This window comes from Italian clover phyllody phytoplasma str. MA1, from assembly GCF_000300695.1.
Lineage (GTDB): Bacteria > Bacillota_I > Bacilli_A > Acholeplasmatales > Acholeplasmataceae > Phytoplasma.
In genome coordinates, this window is the sequence record NZ_AKIM01000026.1 from 1 (window position 1) to 18,129 (window position 18,129).

Genomic DNA, 18,129 nt, shown 5'->3' on the forward strand with positions numbered 1-18,129 from the left:
TTAGTTTGAAAAGATATGAAATTATCACTTAATTTTAAGTTTTAAAGAATAATTTTAAAGACAAAAGTTGTCTAAAAAAACGGAACAGCGCAGGCTCACCCCATTTTGTTGCAATCTTTACATTTAAAATAATTTTGAACAGGACAATGACAAATAAATAAAGATACTTTTACTATTTTGTTATTTTTAGGATTAAAAACTTCAAATTCCCATTCATAATTATTTTTTTGATTAAAATGTTCTATAACTTTAGAACTTTTTTGTTTTAAAAAATATTCATTTATATTTTTATGAATATCTAAAACATTATCATTTCTTGTTTTAATAAGTGCTTCCTTGTGGTTACTTCCTTTTCTTTTTTTTAAAAAATAAAAAAACCGCATTAAGCAGTTTAGTTAGTTATTTGTTTATTTTTTTGAATAGGAGCCCAAACAATCGATCTCACTAAGACCTTTATTTGAAAGAGGTCTTTTTTTAATTGTTTAAATAGATTTTATATTCTTAATTTTTTCATTTATATAGTAAAATTCTATTATTTGTTAATATTTATGGTTAACTTTACAATTTTTCTAACATATAATGGATAGCTGCAACATGTAAAATATTACCGGCATTAACGAAAAGATGCCAAATAAAATGGTAATATTTCTTATAGGAATTATTATAAAAAATAACTCCTGCGCTGTAAGCTACTCCGCCTAAGACCAAAAACAACAAACTCTTTTTCAAATCCCAAAGAGAATGGATTAAAAAAAGACCACTCCAACCTAAGATTAAAAATAAAAACAAATGTAGTTTTTTGCCTTTATCGAAACTCAAAATTTTAAAGGAAATGCCTATAAAAACAACTATGGTTTGGATCAAGAAAAAGAACCAACCTTTTGTCACTTTAAGGCTGTCGATAGAAAACAACTCTTGATCTAATTTTAAAAATAAAAAAGGGAAGAAACTGCCCCAAATCAATAAATAAATACTTATATGATCGAATTTTTGGAATAATTTTTTAGCTTTAGTAAAAGCTAAAGCGTGATATAAAGAACTCATAGAATAAAGGATCATCATAGTCACAATAAAAGCGGATAAAGGGATACGATTGACTGTTTTTTTTTCATGTAAAGAATATTTATTAAAAAAACAAAAAATAAAAATACTTAAAGGAATCATTATACCGTGCGATATCGCGTTAGCGATTTCTTCACCTATTGTTTGTCGTTCTACTTTTTTAGTTGCCCAATTCATTCTTATACTATCCTCCTTTCTTGGAAAATTTTTGTAAATAATTAAAAAAAGTTATTTAATCATATTTTTTTAACAAAAAAAATTTATTTATGCCAGTTTTTTAAAATAATGTTTTGAATTTCTTGATAATATTTTTTAGTCAATTGGTTCATATGATTAACAGCGTTAATTATCAGCTCTTTTTCGTTATAACGCGGCAATAAATGCACGTGAAAATGAAAAACTGTTTGACCGGCTATTGCTCCGTTATTATTTAATAAATTTATTCCTTCAGCGTTAAAAGTTTGAACTAAAACGCGACTCATTTGTTGTACTACTCCAAATAAATTTTTTAATACCTCTGTCGGAACTGCGTGTATATTCGCATATTCCTCTTTAGTAGCCACTAATGTATGACCTTTAGTGTTTTGCGAAACATCTAAAAAAGCGACCACTAAATCATCTTCATATAAAATATAACCAGGAATTTCATGGCGAATAATTTTAGTAAATATAGTAGACATAATTAAAAAAACCTCTTTTTTCTTCTATTTTTTAAAATAATAACTATCATTTATAAGATAAAGTTATTTTAAATAAGTTCTGATATTTCTAAAATTATTTTTAGAAATTTTTTTTAAAACCTCTAAACCTTTGCTTTGATAAATCCACTTAATTTGTTCATCCACTAACTTAGAAGCGCCTAATTTTAATTCCATTTGTAGAGATTTATTTAAAGCTTTTATTTTTTGTAAAAAAACATATCTAGCGATAATAGAAGCCAAAGCAACGCTTAAATATTTAGATTCGGCTTTGGTTTCCAAAAGAAGATTGCAGAAAACTTCTTTTTCGTTGGCTAAATAAGCGAAATATTTTTTAGAAGAAGTAAATTGATCCAAAATAACAGGGTATTTTGGATTCGGCAATTCCTTTAAAAACTCTAAAAGATTATTGTTATGCAATAAAGCTTTGATTTTATTCAAATTATTGTTTTGAATTAAAAGATTGTATTCTTGGGGAGGAAGGATTTGCACACGATAAGGTACTTTTTGCATCACTAAAGGAGCTATTTTAAAAATTTGTTGAGAAGATATTTTTTTAGAATCTTGAATGCCTATTTCTTGTAAAAAAGACATCTCTTCTTTTCTTACTAAAACAGCACACACCACAACCGGACCGAAAACATCGCCTGTTCCTACTTCGTCCAAACCAATGTTATTCGTTCTTGCTAAAAGGCTCTCTTTAACAAGGAGGGAAGAAGATTCGGAAGATAAAGTCTGGGAAGGAGGATTAGACAAAAGAAGGTTTTTTTGCTGCTGAAAATTCAATTTTTCTTGAATAAAAGCGATTTCTGTTTGAATATTTTTACCTTGAAGCAAACAAGTTCCTGTTTTAAAAAAAGTAATTTTAACATTGTTTTTTTTAATAACCGCCATAACGGTATGATTATTATGCGAAATAATGTCTTTTTGGTAATTTGTTTGCAGACTTTTTATTTGTTCTAAATTTAATTTAAAAGTGTGATTTTCAGACATTAAAAACCTCTTATTTTTCCTTGGAAAAAGAATGATTTAATTGATCTATCTAGCTATCTTGTTTTTATTTTTCAATTAAAGACCAATCAATAATAGGAATTTTATTTTGCGCTAAATATTGGTTTGTTTTAGAAAAAGGTTGAGAATCGAAAAATCCTCTATGAGCTGAAAGAGGCGAAGGATGGGGACTTTTAATAATATAATTTTTATCCGCATCAATGTATGGTTCAAAAGTTTGTGCGAATTTGCCCCATAAAATATAGACAATATTTTCTTTGCGGTTTAAAGTTTTTAAAATATTTTTAGTAAAACTTTGCCAACCGATATGACTATGACTTAAAGGTTTTCCTTTTTCTACCGTTAAAATCGCGTTTAATAATAAAACTCCTTGAAAAGCCCAATTAGACAAATTGTTTGTCTTTGTTTCTAAAGATAAATTATTTTTCAACTCTTTAAAAATATTTCTTAAACTAGCGGGCGTTTTATCGTTTAAAACACTAAAAGATAAGCCATGAGCTTGATTAACACCGGGATAAGGATCTTGTCCTAAAATAACTACTTTTACTTTCTCCCAAGGGGCGAATTCAAAAGCATTAAAAATATCTTTTTGAGGAGGGAAAATTTCTTTGCCTTGGTTATATTCTTCTTCTAAAAAAAGCGATATTTTTTGAAAATAATTTTTTTGTTTTTCTTGTTCTATGATAGTCTTCCACACAATATTATTTTATCCCAAATCTTTTAATTAATGGTATTTTTTTCTTCTCCTCCCTCTTTATACTCTTCGCATTCTTCCTCTTCTTCGTCATCGCCCCTTATAACAAACATAAATAAGATCCAGACTGCAAAAAAGACAAAATAAACATAAAATTTGGGAATAATAAGCACGTGTTTAGCTCTAATATCCTCATATCGTAAATTTGTTTCATAATCCGAAGATTCCTTATTATTATCTCCTTTGGTCGTTATTAATGTTTTATCTTTGTCTTTTGTATTTCCTTTGTTGTTGGGCTCGTTTTTAACAACTCTATGGATAACATATTGAGCACCTTGTGTTTTTAAATCTGAAATATCTGACGTTTTGCCATTTGCTTGTTTCCCGCTAGGTTCAAAAACAATGATATCTCCATCTTTTTCACCTTGTTTTAATTTTTCCTTATCTTCGTCTGATATATATTTAATTAAAACATAATCTCCCGGTTTGATAGTTGGGTACATGCTTGGAGTCGGCACTTTAGATAAACTAAAACGAAAATATTTCAAAGTGGTAGCTAATGATCCAAAAACATTAAATAACATCATTAAAACAGCTAATAATAAAATAACGTATTTGAAAACAGTAACAATAATTTTAAAAATATTTTTTATTGGAGAATGATCATTTTTCTTCATTATTTTTTTATACCGTGACTTTTCGAATCTTTTGAGAAATAAATTATTAAAAATAGAATTAACTAACTCAATTATAATATATTTTTATTGTTTTTGGGAAAAATTGAATCAATTTTTTTTCATTCTTTTTTAATTAATGAAAAAAGGCCAAAATATTTTATATTTTTTTAAAAATTTGTTAAGTTAGAAAGTTTCTAATCATTGATAAATACAGTTTATAAATTAAGATAATAGTTTATCCTTTGGACAACCCTTCTAATAGAGATTCTTAAAACATGGTTTTTTATCTTTTTTTTGTTATAATGTTGATATAAAACAATTTATGTTTAAATTTCAAGTACATTAGAGGGCAAAAAGAAATATGAATATAAAAGTAGTTTCTACTTCAACTAGTTGTTTAGATTATTATTCTGAAACTAGTGAAATTGATTTAATAAGGATTAAAATCTATATTGATGGTAAAGAATATATAGACGGAGAAAATTTAAGTGCTTATGAATTTTACAAAATTTTAAATAAAAATCCAAAATTCGTGCCTAAAACATCTCAAATTTCAGTAGGCGAATTGGTAAATTATTTTAAAAAATTAGCTCAACAAGGTTACAAAAGGGTTTTAGTGACTACTATTTCTGCCCAATTAAGTGGTACTTATAATGGCGTCGTTCAAGCGCAAAAAATAGTGAAAGACGAAATTGAAGTGATTCCTTATAACACTAATACAGTTGGTTTTTCAGAAGGTTATTTCGCTCTGGAAGGGCTACGTTTATTTAAACAAGGGGCTTCTGTTCCGGAAGTTATTCAACATTTAGATAAAATAAAAGCCAATAATACGATTTTTTTTGTTGTTAATACTTTAACTCAATTAATCCAAAACGGTCGTTTAACTAAAACAAAAGGTTTTTTAGGAAGATTTTTTAGGGTTAAACCTATTTTACAACTAAACGACAAAGGTCAAATAGTGATGATACAAAAAACTTTCTCTACTGAAAAAGCTTTTGATTATATTATTGACCAAATTAAAGATTATACTAGAGATAGAAAATATCTTCTGCATTTATCCTTTACTGGAAACCCTGAATTAAGAAAAGATTTTAGAGTCGCTTTAGAAAAAGAACTAAATTTAACTGATATTTTAGAAATACCTTCATCTCCTTCTTTAGGTGCTCATGTCGGCAATAATGTTGTTGGAGTAGGGATTATTTTAAAAGATTTATAAAATTCAAAAAAATAATCTAAAAGAGACTTTTATGAAAGTTAATCATAAACAAATAGATAAAATAAAGACAGCTCAAAAAGTTTTAAAAATTTTAAAACAAAACCACTTTGAAGCTTTTATCGTTGGTGGAGCAATAAGAGATTTATTGTTAAATGTGTCTTTTTCTGATGTAGATATTACTACTAACGCCCATCCTTCTGTGGTGCAAAAATTATTTCCTTCTGTTTCTACTAGTCTGAAATATGGTTCTTTAAAAATTTTTTGGGAAGGGCATTCTTTTGAAATCACTACTTATCGCAAAGAAGGGAAATACCTCTCACATCGTTATCCTTCAAAAATAACTTTTATCTCTGATATTAAAATAGATCTTATGAGACGCGATTTCACTATAAATAGCTTACTATTAAATGAAGATGATGAAATAATAGATTATGTTAACGGAAAGCAGGATTTAGCTAAAAAACTGATTAGAACAGTAGGCGATCCGTATCAAAAATTAACAGAAGACGCTTTAAGGATGATGAGGATTTTTTATCTACAAGCTAAATTGAATTTTGATCTGGAAGTTGAAACGCAAAAAGTTTTAAAAGAAAATATTGTTTTATTGGCAAAAATAAAACCGCAAACTTTATTAAAAGAATGGAAAAAAATTTTAAAACAGAAAAATCTTGCCAAAGCGTTTCATTCTTTACGAGAACATAACGCTCTTGAAGTGCTAACTAGTTTTAAAAAAATCGTTCTTTTCGCCTTAGAAAAGAAAATAAACCATTTTACTTACGAATTATTTTTTAGTTTAGCTTTTCTTTTTGAACCAAAAATTATCAATGATTATCCTTTTAAATCAGAAGAAAAAACCTTATTTCAACAAATAGCTTTTTGGTATCAAAAACAACATTATCTCTTATCAGAATACAACACTCAACAACATTCTTCTTTAAATCGACAAATAAAAAAACAATTAAATTTAAATAAATAGTGAATACAAAAAAGTATGGAAAAATCAATTTATAAAGGTTTTTTTATAAATGAATTAAAAAGAGAAAAAAAGATGTATAAAAATCAAAGCAATATTTTAAAAGAAAAAAAAATTGGTCAAAAATATAAATTAATAGGGAAAGTAACTGGTATCAACCAAGGAGAAGACTTCTATAATACGACTATTTCTTTACCTGAAGAAAAATGCGTTAACATTAAATTAGAACCTCAATATGCTCCTCCCATTAAAGATAAGATTTATCTTTTTACGGTCATTTGTGTTGAAAAAAAAGAAGATAAGGTCTTTATTTGTCAAGATTACACTTTAATAGAGAATGTATTAGATTATCAACAAACTTATGAACTTTATTCGCATTTTTTTAATTGTTCTCCTATCTCATTCGCTTTAGTAGATGAAATAATTCAAAATTATTTAGATAAAATTAAAAATAAAATATTAAAAGAAATCACTACTAATTTATATTTGAAAAATAAAACTTCTTTTTTGATTTGGCCGGCAGCTTTAAAAACGCATCATAATTATTACGGCGGATTAGGTTATCACACAATTAATATGTTAAAATTAGCTGAATTTTTCGTACGAATTTATTCTTTTTTAAACGTTGATTTATTGTATGCCGGAATTATTTTACATGATATGGCTAAAATAGAAGAATTCGATTTTTCTCAAAAAAAATATTTAAAAGAAGGATCTTTATTAGGTCATTTAGTGTTAGGTTCTAACAACATTCATGAAGAAGCGCTGAATTTAGGTTATCAAGATAAAGAAGAAGTAACATTATTAAAACACTTATTAATTTCTCATCACGGACTTTTAGAATATGGAGCTTCTAAAAGACCTCAAACTAGTGAAGCGCTTTTATTATGGTATTTAGACGATATAGACGCTAAATTAACCACTTTGGGAGAACTTTTAGAAAAAACTCCATCAGGAGAATTTTCAGAACCCTTATCAGCCGTAGGTAAAAGAAATTTTTATAAACCTTTATTTGACGAAAAAGACAATAATAAAGAATAATAAATATCTTTAAAGGTTTTTTTTACAATTAATGGACGTTTTTTATTTCAAATAAGGGCTTTATTTTTATCAAAAAGGCTTTTTTTGTGTTAAAATAAATTGATTAATAGAAATTCAACTAGTAAACTTTTAACCTTTCAATTTTACAAAATTGAAAAAAGAACTGGTTCAATTTATTTTAAAATTTAAAAAGAAAAGGATTTAAAAATGTTTGAGTTAATCAAAATTAATAAGGGTTTTGTTACTAAAACCGGCTTACCTACAATAGGTTTAAATAATGTCTCTTTAAAATTGCCTAATAAAGGTTTAATCTTTATTTTAGGAAAATCAGGATCGGGCAAATCGACTCTTTTAAACTTGTTGGGAGGACTTGATAAGTGTGATAGTGGAGATATATTAATTAATAAGTTTTATATAAAAGAATTAAAACAAAATGATTTAGACAACTATCGAAACGGCGTTTTAGGATTTATTTTCCAAGAATTTAATTTAATGGAAAGTATGAATGTTTATGAAAATATCGCTTTAGCGAATGAGCTTCAGGGTCAAAAACCGGATAATAAACTAATTTATAACTTATTAAAAGAAATGGAACTTTTAGGTTATGAAGAAAGAAAAATTAACGAATTATCAGGCGGACAAAAACAAAGAATAGCCATCGCTCGTGCTTTAGTTAAAAATCCGGAGATTATTTTAGCGGATGAACCAACAGGGAACCTGGATTCAAAAACTGGCGAACAAATTTTTAATATTTTAAAAAAATTATCACAAGATAAATTAGTTCTTATAATTTCTCACGATGTTGAAAGTGCTTTTAAATATGGAGACCGTGTGATCGAATTAAAAGATGGTCAAATTATAGAAGATTTAACTAAAGACCGAAACTTAGTTAAAACTAAGCAACTTAAGTTCGCTAAAGGACAAGTTTTAAACGAAGAAATGATTAAACAAATTCAAGATCAAGCTAAAAACGATTATAAAGAAGGATTTGTGCCAACACAAGAAGTTCTTCTGGAAGAACAACCAGTAACATTTAAAAATGTTTCTAGTCAACTACCTTGGAAAAAAGCCTTTAAAATGGGAGCTTCTGCTTTCAAAACTAAAAAAGTTTTATTAGTGCTTTCGGCTCTTATTGTTGCTTGGGTGGCAGCTATTTTTGCATACATTTTAGAAACTTTTCTTTATGTTAAAGAATCGTTATGGAAATATGACTTAAATAAAATGGATGTTTATAAAAATGCGAGCCCTGAAGTGAAAAAAAAAATTGAACTCGAACCCGTTGTAAAGTTAGAATTTGAAAAAAAATATGACTCTTTAATGAAAGAATTTTATTATGTTCGCATAGGTTTAATTATTTTTTTAATAATTATGAGTCTTATTGCCTTTATGATGATATACATCTATTTCAATGCCAGCATTAAAATGAAAAAGAAAGAAGTTGGTTCTTTAAGAGCTTTAGGAGCGCGAGGTTCAACAGTTTCTAAAATATTCTTATCTGAAGGATTTATTTACGCAACAATCATCAATATATTAATTTTTTCTTTCGCTTTGTTAGGAGCATTGTTTACAGATTTTTCAAGAATGGCAACACTTAGATATTGGTTGTTTTTAGGAATGCAATATTTATTTGTTTACACTTTAACATTCCTTTCTATCTCCCTTCCGATTTACACATTATCACGCAAAAAACCAATTGATGTTATTGCAAATAGATAATTACGACAAATTTTTATTTAGACCTTATTTTTCAAAAGGTCTTTTTTAATGTTTTTTATATCTAGAAAATATGCTTCTTTGAGGAGTAAATATTTTTTTTAAAAGAGACAATGTAATATAATAATAATGAATATCATTTTATGATATCGATTAGAAAATAATTTTAAATATAATTTAGAAAGGTTATACACAAATGTCAGACAACACTACTCCAAAAATAGATTTTCAACAGTTAATTAATCAACAAGCATTAGTTTTAGTATATTTTTACGCTTCTTGGTGTTATCCTTGTCAAAAATTAATGCCTTTTTTAGATGAATATTTTGCCAAAAATAAAAATATTTCTTTAGTTAAAATTGATATTGATCAACATCCAGAAATAACGAAAGAAAATAAAGTAAATACCTTCCCTACTTTAGTTTTTTATAAAAACAGGAAAGAAATCAAAAGAAGAATAGGCTATTGTTCTTCAGAAGAATTAAAATCTTTTTTAGAAAATAATGCATAATTGTTTTTGAACAAAAAGAAAGCAGTGTTTAATAATGAAATATGGATGGATTTTTTTTAATAAATAAAAAACCTAATATGACATCACATGATGTCGTTTATAAAATTAAAAAAAAATTTAATTTTGCTAAAACAGGTCATACAGGGATTTTAGATCCTATGGCGAAAGGGCTTTTAATCGTTTTAATCAATCGAGCGACTAAATTAGCTTTTTTGTTTGAAAATTTAAATAAAGTTTATCAAGGGAGTATAGTTTTTAACAAACAATACGACACTTTAGATATAACTGGTACTTTAACCGCTCAAAAAGAAATGCCTTTGACTAATGAAATGGTACAAGAAAGTTTTCGTTTTTTCGATCAAAAACAATATCTACAAAAACCTCCTCTTTATTCCGCTATTAAAGTTAAAGGGGAAAAATTATATGATTTAGCCAGGAAAAACATCGAGATAGATGTTGCTCCTAGAAAAGTTAAAATATATCATTTAGAGATGGTGTCAGCGTTAAAAAACGATCAAATAGAATTCGTGACTAATGTTTCCAAAGGAACCTATATTAGAAGCTTAGCGAGAGATATTGGGGAAAAAATGAATACTTACGGTTCTTTACAATCTTTAACAAGAACCCAAATTGGTTCTTATTATTGGAAACACGCTAAAACAATTGATGAGGTTAGTTTAGACGATTTAAACTATGTTAAAATCTTATTTCAAAATCATAAACAAATCGTTTTAAACGATTATTTAGTTAGATTGGTGCAAAACGGTGTTTATTTAGACGAAAGACAGATTATAACTGATGAACCTTTTGTGGTTTTAGATCAAAAAGCAAATTGGATCGCTTATTATGAACCAATTGAAAAAAATAAATACCGTCCTAGATATTTTTTCTAATAAGCAAAATTTTTTTTGCTTCATAACCAAAAGACTTTATAAATTAAAGTCTTTTTTTATTGTTATTATTAAAAACAAATATTTTTTTCTTCCTTAGAACCAATACACCTCAAAAAGATCGTTTTCCAGTTTTAAACAAAGATAAAATAAATTTTACCATCAGAAGAAATTTAACCAAATTTCATTAATAATAAAAAAATATAAAAATAATCATAAATTAATGATAAAATTTAATAGTAAACAAGATAAATTTTTGTGCAACTTTATATAAAAAAGGAGAATCAATTTTGTTAAGTATTTTTATTTTTAAAAGATAATGATATTTAAGATTGAATAAGAATTATGAAAGGTTTATTAGTTTTATATAATGGTTTTGAAGATTGTGAAGCTTTAGTAACGAGAGCTTTACTGAAAAAAACAAATTTAGACGTTACTACTTTGACATTAAACGAATCTTTAAATGTTTTTTCATCGCAAAAACTTCAAGTTAAAGCAGATATGTGTATTGATCAAGTGAATTATGATAATTATGATTTTTTAATTCTTCCAGGAGGCCCATATGTAAAACAATTATTAGACGAAAACGGTCGTGACTTACAAATTATTTTAGATATTATTAAACATTTTGCCGATAGAAACAAAATTATTGGATCTATTTGTGCAGCGCCATCTTTCTTAGGGAAACTTAATTTATTAGAAAATCATCAATTTACTTGTTATCCTGGTTATGAGAAATATATTACTGGCAATTATACAAGTGAAATTCCAACAGTTGTGAGCGGTAATTTTGTCACTTCTCAATCTCCAGCAACAGTTTTTGATTTTGTCTCTCATTTGATAGATAAATTAATTGTTTAATAATAGTTATAAATAACGATTATTAAAAATATTTTTAGTCTTAATTAGAAACAACTAAAAAAGTTGAAATATTTTAGTCATTAAATATAAAAAAATAATGATAAAAAAATTTAAGAAAGAAGAAGAGAAAATATTGATGCAAACACAAAATTATGAAAAAAATATTTCGTCTCCAAGTTCTAAAAAACCAATAACTATTTTAGGTTTCCCTCTTTATTTAATTTTAATCATTTTAGCTATTTCCATAGCTTATTTAGGTTTTTCTTTTAGCGTGGAAAAGGTTGACGCAGTTGACAAAGGCGTAATAAAATGGCACAATTTAATTGGTGTTTTATTGATTGCTATGGTTGTAGCTGAATTGTTTAAAGTAATAGGTAAAAAAACTCCTATTTTAAAAGATATTGGCGGTGGAGCTATTTTAAGCTTATTAGTGCCTGCTTTTATTTTCAATTATAATTGCACATTTTTAAACGATAAATTCCGATTCAATTTGTTTCAACAAGCTTTTAGAGATAATATAAAAATCTTTAACGGTACTATCGGTTTTTCTGAAATGTTTGTTGCTTCTTTAGTGGTTGGGAGCCTTTTAGGAATTGACAAAGAAATGTTGAAAAGAAATGGTCTTAAATTTTTATCTTTAGTAGTTATTTCTTTAATCGTTTCAGCTACATTTGTCGGTATAGCCGGTTGGTTTTTAAACCCTATAGGTGGTATTGATGGTCTTGGTGGTAGTGGGCAAGACAAAAACGGTGCTTTAAATGCTTTATTTTATATTTTCGTCCCTATTGCTAGCGGCGGTCTGACTTGCGGCATCATTCCTCTATCCACTATTTTTTCCCAAAGACAAGGAAAAGAGAGTGTAGGCGGTGTCGATGGAACGACTGTTCAAGCATTGTTTACGGCGCACATAATAACTGCTTTATTGGTTGGCGGTATAGTAAGCGTTATTTTTAGTGGATTAATTAAAAAAATATTTGGTAAAAGTAAATTCAACAGCCCAACTGGTTCGTTAGAAAAAGAAGTTTTGCCTGCTGTTGTTTCTAATGCAAAAGCAAATCCGGCAGAAGTTAAAAAAGAAGAAAACAAAATTACTTTTGAACAAATCAAAACTGGTTTTGTAGCTATTTTCGCTTTATACGCTTTAAGTGTTTTAATCCGTTCTCTGTTTGTATGTTTAATGCCAAGTGTTGAAAATTTCATTCCACCAACTATTATTTTCTTAGTGGTTTTAGTGTTAGTTTTCAAAGCGTTTGACATTATTTCTGATCGTTTCGTTCAAAGCATCGAACAAGCGTCTAAATTAGTGACTAATAACTTATCTTCTTCTATTTTGGTTGTTATCGGGGCAACGATAGATATTAATGCATTGATAAAAAACGTAAGCAATATTAACTTTTTCATTGTTTCTGTTTTAGCTGTATTAACAACCGCATTAACGTCTGCTATTGTCGGAAACAAAATGGGTTATTACCCGGTACAAGCTTCTATTGCTGGCGGTCTTTGCGCTAACAGTATTGGCGGGGTAGGTAATTTAGCTATTTTAGAAGCATCAGATTCCTTCGAATTGATGCCTTATGCGCAAATTTCTACTCGTATTGGTGGAGATTTAGTGGTTATTATCGCTAGCATCTTTTATCCTGTTTTTTATACAATATCTATTTTATAGTCGATTAATTTTTAAAAATCCCAACCCAAAACTAAACTGTTTTATTTGTCACAACAGTTTAGTTTTTTTTCTTTTTTTTAACGATAATCGCTCCAAGACGAAAGATAAACTATAATCGTTGATTCTAAAAGACGTTTAATGGGAGAAAAAATAAATTTAACAATTATCCATCTATTTTATTTTTAGTTTTTTCGCTGTGCAACATAAATGTTTTTATTGTTCCAAAGCAATTCAATAATAGATATTTTAAGGAAATAAAAGATTAATTTTGTTTCAAAAATACATTTTTAATATTTTTTATATGTTAAAATAAAAAAGGTTGCTTAATTTAATTATAATTTGAATACAATTAAAAAAGTTTTTGACGAAAATATTTCCAACTAATATGTTAGAAAAAAATATAAAAAGGAGAAAAATATATTATGAAAATCATGTCTGTTAATGCAGGTAGTTCTTCTTTAAAATTTCAATTATTAAATATGAAAAATGAAGAAGTTCTTTGTGACGGTTTATTTGAAAGAATAGGCAATACGAATACTATTTTTAAAATTAAAACTACAGGACACAAGCAAGAACAAATTGTTCCTATTTCGGACCACAAACAAGCGGTAGAAATGTTGTTAGATTATTTAATTGAAAAAAACTTTATCAAAACGCTAGATGAAATTGATGGAGTAGGTCACAGAATTGTTCAAGGTGGAGAATATTTTAAAAATTCTGTTGTTTTAACAGAGGAAAACATTAAACAAGTTGAAAGTTTAAACAATTTAGCTCCTCTTCATAATCCTGCTAACCTTTTAAGCATCAAAGTCTTTAAAAAAGTTTTGCCTCAAACTTTACAAGTAGGCGTGTTTGACACTAATTTCCATCAAACTATGCAAGAACAAAACTTTTTATATGCAACGCCTTATGAATGGTATCAAAAATATAAAATTAGAAAATACGGTTTTCATGGCATCTCTTATCAATATATCTCCCAAAAAGCACAAGAAATTTTCCAAAAACCTAACTTAAAATTAATAGTTTGTCATGCTGGTAACGGCGTTTCTTTAACTGCTATTGAAAACGGCAAATCCGTAGATACGTCCATGGGTTTCACTCCTTTAGAAGGTGTACCGATGGGAACACGTAGCGGTAATGTAGATCCTAATATTGTCACTTTTATCGCTGATAAAGAAAATAAAACAGCTAAAGAAGTGATTAATGAATTAAATAAAAAATCCGGTTTATTAGGCATTTCAGGCATTTCTAATGACGGACGCGATTTAGAAAACATGATTCAAAAAAACAACAAAAGAGCTTTATTAGCTTTTGAGATTCAAATCAAAAGAGTTGTTGATTATATCGCTAGTTATTATGTTTTACTGAAAGGCGCTGATGCTTTAATTTTTACAGCCGGAATAGGGGAAAATTCTTCTTTCTTCCGCAGAGAAGTTGTTAAACGTTTAGAAGTTTTAAATATTTATTTAGACCAAGATTTAAACGATCAACATCTGCCAGGAGAAAGAGTCATTTCTATGCCTGAATCTTCAGTTAAAGTAATGGTTATCCCTACTAACGAAGAAATAGCTATAGCTCGAGATGTTGTAGCTTTAAAACAAAAAAACTAATCTTTTTTCAAACCTTTTTACCGCTTTGACTTTGCTTAAATGTTGAAGTGGTAAAAATTATCGGAGGGGTACTCAAGTGGTTTAAGAGGCTCGCTTGGAAAGCGCGTAGATCTGAAAAGATGCGAGGGTTCGAATCCCTTCTCCTCCGCCAAATTAATAAATATTTTTTTAATGTTAAAAAATATCTCTTGATTATTTTTTAACTTTTTTTTATCACTTTATAACAAAAAAAACTTTTAAATAAAATGTTTAATCGGATTAAATCTTGTCTTTAAAAGATGACAACAATAATACATTTCCAAAAATTTAATTTTTTTAATATTAAAAAAATACTTCTCAAAATAAAAAAGGTAATTTTATTCATATGAAAAAATATTTAGAATTATGCAATTTGATCGTAGAAAAAGGAGAAGTGCGCGAAAATCGTACTAAATTCGTTACTCAAAGTATTTTTGGTTATCAAATGCGTTTTAAATTAGAGGAAGGTTTTCCTTTGGTTACCACTAAAAAAGTTCATTTAAGATCTATTATTCATGAATTATTATGGTTTGTCAAAGGAGATACTAACATCCGTTACTTAGCGCTGAATAATGTTAATATTTGGAATGAATGGCCTTATCAAAAATTTTATCAATCGCCAGATTTTCAAGGCGAAAGTCAGAAAGAATTTATTGATAAAATTAAAAAAGATTCTCAATTTGCAGAAAAACATGGGGATTTAGGACCTGTTTATGGAAAACAATGGCGTGATTTTGCTGGAGTAGATCAATTGCAAAAAACCATTCAAGAAATCAAAAAAAACCCGAATTCACGTCGTTTAATTGTTTCAGCTTGGAATCCGCCTTTGGTAGACGAAATGGTTTTACCTCCTTGTCACGTCTTAATGCAGTTTTATGTCAATAAAAGCAAAATTTCTTTACAATTGTTTCAACGTAGTGGTGATGTTTTTCTAGGCATCCCTTTTAATATCGCTTCATATTCTTTGTTATTAATGATGGTGGCGCAAGTGACTGGTTTAGAAGCTTATGAATTTATTCATACTTTAGGTGACGCACATATTTACCACAATCATTTGGAACAAATAAATATTCAAAGAAAGCGTATACCAAAAAAACTACCTCAAATGCTTTTAAACCCGCAAGTAAAAAACATTGAAGATTTCTGCTTTGAAGATTTTAAATTAGAAAATTATCATTATCATCCATCTTTAAAAGGAGAAATAGCAGTATGATTAGTTTGATTACCGCCTTGGATTCTAATTTTTTAATTGGAAATAAAAATAGTTTACCTTGGCATTATCCTAAAGATCTGGTTTTTTTTAAAAAAAAAACTTTCCAAAAAAATGTTTTAATGGGGTGGAATACCTATCTTTCTTTAAAACAATATTACCGCAATAAACCTTTACCTTTTGCTACTGCTTATATCGCTAGCAATTCTCAACAAGGTAATTTATCAGACGGAATTATTGTCAACGATTTAATCGCTTTTTTAAAAAAGTATCAAAATTCGGAAGAAAATATTTTTATTATAGGTGGAAGTCAAATTTATACTCAATCCTTACCTTATGCTGATGTTTTATATATCACTCATATCTTAAAAAGGTATCAAGGGGATTCTTTTTTTCCTTACGTAGACTTGACCCAATACCAACTCATAGAAAAAGATATCCAAGAAGAATTGATTTTTGCTACTTATCAAAAAGGAGGCAAAGTTAAATAATGTTTACTTTATTTTTTATCACATCTTTTTTAACTTTTTATATTTCCTTTATTGTGTATTGTAAATGTGGTATAGAAGGTTATTTTTTAAGTTTTTTCGCTAGTTTAGCCTTATCTTGGATTATGGTTTTATTGATGCTTTTTATCATGATGTTTATCAACAGAAGGTTAAAAATTAACAACTCTTTTCAACAGAAAGTTGTCGCTAACATCTCTAAATTAATTCTTATATTTTTCCGCATTAAAGTAACAGTTTATAACCAAGAATTAATACCTTATAAAGGGAATTTAGTAATTTATTCTAATCATAAAACTAATTTTGATCCTTTTATCATCGCTTGTGCGGTTGATAGAACTATGTCTTTCTCGCCTAAAGATGATTTGTATAAAGGTCGTTGGGGCTGGTTTTTAAGTTATTATTTTAATTCTATTCATTGTTTAAAAATAGTCAGAGGCAATCCTCGCGCAACAGCGCAAAACTTAAACCAAGCGATTGAAAATGTGAAACAAGAACTTGCTATGCTTATTTTTCCTGAAGGTGGCATTGTTAACAAAAAAAACGATAAAATCATCAGCACTTTAGATGGAGCTTATAAAATAGCTGTTAAAGGCGAAGCAAACATTCTTCCTATCACTCTCAAAGGGGCTTATAAAATGAGAAAGAGATTTTGGTTCAAAAGAAAAAAAGTCGAAGTAATTATTCACCCTCATATTAAATATGAAGATTATAAAGGCAAAAATACACAACAAATAGGTCAAGAAGTAGCTGATATTATTAATTCAACTTTATAAAAAACAAAATAGAAAGTATGCGTGCAAGCCTGATGTTTAACAAATTATTTTTTCAACGAATAACCAAAATATTTCTTTTGGGTATGTTTTTCTTTTTCATGATTACTTATTTCCCTTTCCCATCCAAAAATAGTAAAAATGTTTCTAAAGATCTGTCTTTTGTAAAAAAAGTTCGTCATTATCAAGAAGAAGAGGGAGATTTTTTTCCAGATGAAAAAAGAAAAAAAAATAATATAAAAACAGAAATCATCAACGGTGAAACATATTTGACTTTTTCTCAATATAACGAAAAAGGCGTCTTATTGCAAGAAAGTAAATTTCATCAAAACGGTACTTTTTCTCTTTCTTATAAAAATTTTTACCCTAACGGACAATTAAAAACTGTGAGAGAAAATTATCAAAATAGCGATCAGATACATTTTACACGAAAATACAATAAAAAAGGTGTTTTATACGAGGGGGAAACTTTTTCCCTGCAAGGCAAAACCATTGGTAAAATAATTAATTTTCCGGACGAAGGTTTAATTCAAGAAAATATTTATCACCCGTACAACGAACAACTTTCTCAAGTGTTAGAATACACTTCAGAAGGACAATTGATGCGTTCTTGGAAATATTTTTTCGATTCTCAAAGTTTAAAGAATAATCTTCAAAGATTTATAGAATACGATGCTGATGGAAAAATTCTAAAAATCACTGATTTTTATCAACATTTTAAAAAAAAAGTGATCTACGACAGACAGAAGTCCGAAAGAAAAAACAATTTATTCTGTTGTTTAAATTTTTTTAAGAAAAAAAACTAATCATTTTTATGATAGTAAAATTCATTAACATTAAAAAAGATTATTTTAGTTGAAAAAAAAGATTATTTCTAGATTATTTCCTTTTTTCTTCTTTAAAAAGTGAAAAAAATATCACGTCATTAACCTCTTTTTGTCGTAAAAAAATGTCGTAAAAAAAGAGAGGAAAAGTAAATAAATTTTATTTTCTTTATTT

The 18,129-nt window shown here is 27.6% G+C and carries 19 protein-coding genes and 1 tRNA gene; 14 read left to right on the plus strand and 6 right to left on the minus strand.

Annotation, left to right across the window (positions count from 1 at the left end):
- Positions 1-95 precede the first annotated feature (95 nt).
- From RI01_RS03625 to RI01_RS01580, 6 genes are all read right to left on the minus strand, one after another.
- On the minus strand, positions 96-383 hold the full coding sequence (locus tag RI01_RS03625) for a hypothetical protein (protein ID WP_017192909.1): 288 nt from the start codon (positions 381-383) through the stop codon (positions 96-98).
- Between the two features lie 175 nt (positions 384-558).
- On the minus strand, positions 559-1,239 hold the full coding sequence (gene trhA, locus RI01_RS01560) for a PAQR family membrane homeostasis protein TrhA (RefSeq protein WP_017192910.1): 681 nt from the start codon (positions 1,237-1,239) through the stop codon (positions 559-561).
- A gap of 83 nt (positions 1,240-1,322) precedes the next feature.
- Positions 1,323-1,742 (minus strand): HIT family protein, encoded by a 420-nt coding sequence (locus RI01_RS01565; RefSeq protein WP_017192911.1) that lies wholly within the window; start codon positions 1,740-1,742, stop codon positions 1,323-1,325.
- 63 nt (positions 1,743-1,805) lie between these two features.
- Positions 1,806-2,753, minus strand: a complete 948-nt coding sequence (gene rnhC / locus RI01_RS01570) for a ribonuclease HIII (protein ID WP_017192912.1) — start codon at positions 2,751-2,753, stop codon at positions 1,806-1,808.
- Positions 2,754-2,817: 64 nt separating this feature from the next.
- Positions 2,818-3,468, minus strand: coding sequence for a uracil-DNA glycosylase (locus RI01_RS01575; RefSeq protein WP_017192913.1), 651 nt, complete (start codon positions 3,466-3,468; stop codon positions 2,818-2,820).
- A 23-nt stretch (positions 3,469-3,491) separates the two neighbouring features.
- A complete protein-coding gene (locus tag RI01_RS01580) occupies positions 3,492-4,142 on the minus strand; it encodes a S26 family signal peptidase (RefSeq protein WP_017192914.1) in 651 nt (216 codons plus the stop codon).
- A 361-nt stretch (positions 4,143-4,503) separates the two neighbouring features.
- Between RI01_RS01580 and RI01_RS01585 the strand changes: the two genes are divergently transcribed.
- From RI01_RS01585 to RI01_RS01650, 14 genes are all read left to right on the plus strand, one after another.
- On the plus strand, positions 4,504-5,358 hold the full coding sequence (locus tag RI01_RS01585; protein WP_017192915.1) for a DegV family protein: 855 nt from the start codon (positions 4,504-4,506) through the stop codon (positions 5,356-5,358).
- Between the two features lie 31 nt (positions 5,359-5,389).
- Positions 5,390-6,334: a CCA tRNA nucleotidyltransferase gene (locus RI01_RS01590; protein WP_017192916.1), complete on the plus strand. Its 945-nt coding sequence runs from the start codon at positions 5,390-5,392 to the stop codon at positions 6,332-6,334.
- Between the two features lie 15 nt (positions 6,335-6,349).
- A complete protein-coding gene (locus tag RI01_RS01595) occupies positions 6,350-7,372 on the plus strand; it encodes an HD domain-containing protein (RefSeq protein ID WP_017192917.1) in 1,023 nt (340 codons plus the stop codon).
- 207 nt (positions 7,373-7,579) lie between these two features.
- Entirely contained in the window at positions 7,580-9,088 is a 1,509-nt protein-coding gene (locus tag RI01_RS01600) for an ATP-binding cassette domain-containing protein (protein ID WP_017192918.1), read from the plus strand.
- Positions 9,089-9,281: 193 nt separating this feature from the next.
- Positions 9,282-9,596 (plus strand): thioredoxin family protein, encoded by a 315-nt coding sequence (locus RI01_RS01605; protein ID WP_017192919.1) that lies wholly within the window; start codon positions 9,282-9,284, stop codon positions 9,594-9,596.
- A gap of 41 nt (positions 9,597-9,637) precedes the next feature.
- Positions 9,638-10,489 (plus strand): tRNA pseudouridine(55) synthase TruB, encoded by an 852-nt coding sequence (gene truB / locus RI01_RS01610; RefSeq protein WP_017192920.1) that lies wholly within the window; start codon positions 9,638-9,640, stop codon positions 10,487-10,489.
- Between the two features lie 342 nt (positions 10,490-10,831).
- A complete protein-coding gene (locus RI01_RS01615) occupies positions 10,832-11,347 on the plus strand; it encodes a DJ-1/PfpI family protein (protein WP_017192921.1) in 516 nt (171 codons plus the stop codon).
- Positions 11,348-11,483: 136 nt separating this feature from the next.
- Positions 11,484-13,013 (plus strand): 2-hydroxycarboxylate transporter family protein, encoded by a 1,530-nt coding sequence (locus RI01_RS01620; protein WP_017192922.1) that lies wholly within the window; start codon positions 11,484-11,486, stop codon positions 13,011-13,013.
- A gap of 422 nt (positions 13,014-13,435) precedes the next feature.
- Entirely contained in the window at positions 13,436-14,623 is a 1,188-nt protein-coding gene (locus tag RI01_RS01625; protein WP_017192923.1) for an acetate kinase, read from the plus strand.
- Between the two features lie 62 nt (positions 14,624-14,685).
- A tRNA-Ser gene (locus RI01_RS01630) sits at positions 14,686-14,774 on the plus strand.
- Positions 14,775-14,987: 213 nt separating this feature from the next.
- Positions 14,988-15,854 (plus strand): thymidylate synthase, encoded by an 867-nt coding sequence (thyA, locus tag RI01_RS01635; RefSeq protein WP_017192924.1) that lies wholly within the window; start codon positions 14,988-14,990, stop codon positions 15,852-15,854.
- On the plus strand, positions 15,851-16,342 hold the full coding sequence (locus RI01_RS01640; RefSeq protein ID WP_017192925.1) for a dihydrofolate reductase: 492 nt from the start codon (positions 15,851-15,853) through the stop codon (positions 16,340-16,342). Before thyA ends, RI01_RS01640 begins: the two co-directional genes overlap by 4 nt.
- Positions 16,342-17,133 (plus strand): lysophospholipid acyltransferase family protein, encoded by a 792-nt coding sequence (locus tag RI01_RS01645; protein ID WP_017192926.1) that lies wholly within the window; start codon positions 16,342-16,344, stop codon positions 17,131-17,133. Before RI01_RS01640 ends, RI01_RS01645 begins: the two co-directional genes overlap by 1 nt.
- Before the next feature lie 98 nt (positions 17,134-17,231).
- A complete protein-coding gene (locus RI01_RS01650) occupies positions 17,232-17,936 on the plus strand; it encodes a hypothetical protein (protein WP_235728181.1) in 705 nt (234 codons plus the stop codon).
- The last annotated feature ends 193 nt before the right edge of the window (positions 17,937-18,129 follow it).

Excerpts from the sequence above, each read along its gene's own strand:
- RI01_RS01620 (WP_017192922.1), top strand. The coding sequence starts at position 11,484 with ATGCAAACACAAAATTATGAAAAAAATATTTCGTCTCCAAGTTCTAAA.
- RI01_RS01645 (WP_017192926.1), top strand. The coding sequence starts at position 16,342 with ATGTTTACTTTATTTTTTATCACATCTTTTTTAACTTTTTATATTTCC.
- RI01_RS01650 (WP_235728181.1), top strand. The coding sequence starts at position 17,232 with ATGATTACTTATTTCCCTTTCCCATCCAAAAATAGTAAAAATGTTTCT.
- RI01_RS01565 (WP_017192911.1), bottom strand. The coding sequence starts at position 1,742 with ATGTCTACTATATTTACTAAAATTATTCGCCATGAAATTCCTGGTTAT.
- RI01_RS01640 (WP_017192925.1), top strand. The coding sequence starts at position 15,851 with ATGATTAGTTTGATTACCGCCTTGGATTCTAATTTTTTAATTGGAAAT.
- RI01_RS01625 (WP_017192923.1), top strand. The coding sequence starts at position 13,436 with ATGAAAATCATGTCTGTTAATGCAGGTAGTTCTTCTTTAAAATTTCAA.
- thyA (WP_017192924.1), top strand. The coding sequence starts at position 14,988 with ATGAAAAAATATTTAGAATTATGCAATTTGATCGTAGAAAAAGGAGAA.
- RI01_RS01590 (WP_017192916.1), top strand. The coding sequence starts at position 5,390 with ATGAAAGTTAATCATAAACAAATAGATAAAATAAAGACAGCTCAAAAA.
- RI01_RS01615 (WP_017192921.1), top strand. The coding sequence starts at position 10,832 with ATGAAAGGTTTATTAGTTTTATATAATGGTTTTGAAGATTGTGAAGCT.
- RI01_RS01585 (WP_017192915.1), top strand. The coding sequence starts at position 4,504 with ATGAATATAAAAGTAGTTTCTACTTCAACTAGTTGTTTAGATTATTAT.
- RI01_RS01600 (WP_017192918.1), top strand. The coding sequence starts at position 7,580 with ATGTTTGAGTTAATCAAAATTAATAAGGGTTTTGTTACTAAAACCGGC.
- RI01_RS03625 (WP_017192909.1), bottom strand. The coding sequence starts at position 383 with ATGCGGTTTTTTTATTTTTTAAAAAAAAGAAAAGGAAGTAACCACAAG.
- truB (WP_017192920.1), top strand. The coding sequence starts at position 9,638 with ATGGATGGATTTTTTTTAATAAATAAAAAACCTAATATGACATCACAT.
- RI01_RS01595 (WP_017192917.1), top strand. The coding sequence starts at position 6,350 with ATGGAAAAATCAATTTATAAAGGTTTTTTTATAAATGAATTAAAAAGA.
- RI01_RS01605 (WP_017192919.1), top strand. The coding sequence starts at position 9,282 with ATGTCAGACAACACTACTCCAAAAATAGATTTTCAACAGTTAATTAAT.
- rnhC (WP_017192912.1), bottom strand. The coding sequence starts at position 2,753 with ATGTCTGAAAATCACACTTTTAAATTAAATTTAGAACAAATAAAAAGT.
- trhA (WP_017192910.1), bottom strand. The coding sequence starts at position 1,239 with ATGAATTGGGCAACTAAAAAAGTAGAACGACAAACAATAGGTGAAGAA.
- RI01_RS01580 (WP_017192914.1), bottom strand. The coding sequence starts at position 4,142 with ATGAAGAAAAATGATCATTCTCCAATAAAAAATATTTTTAAAATTATT.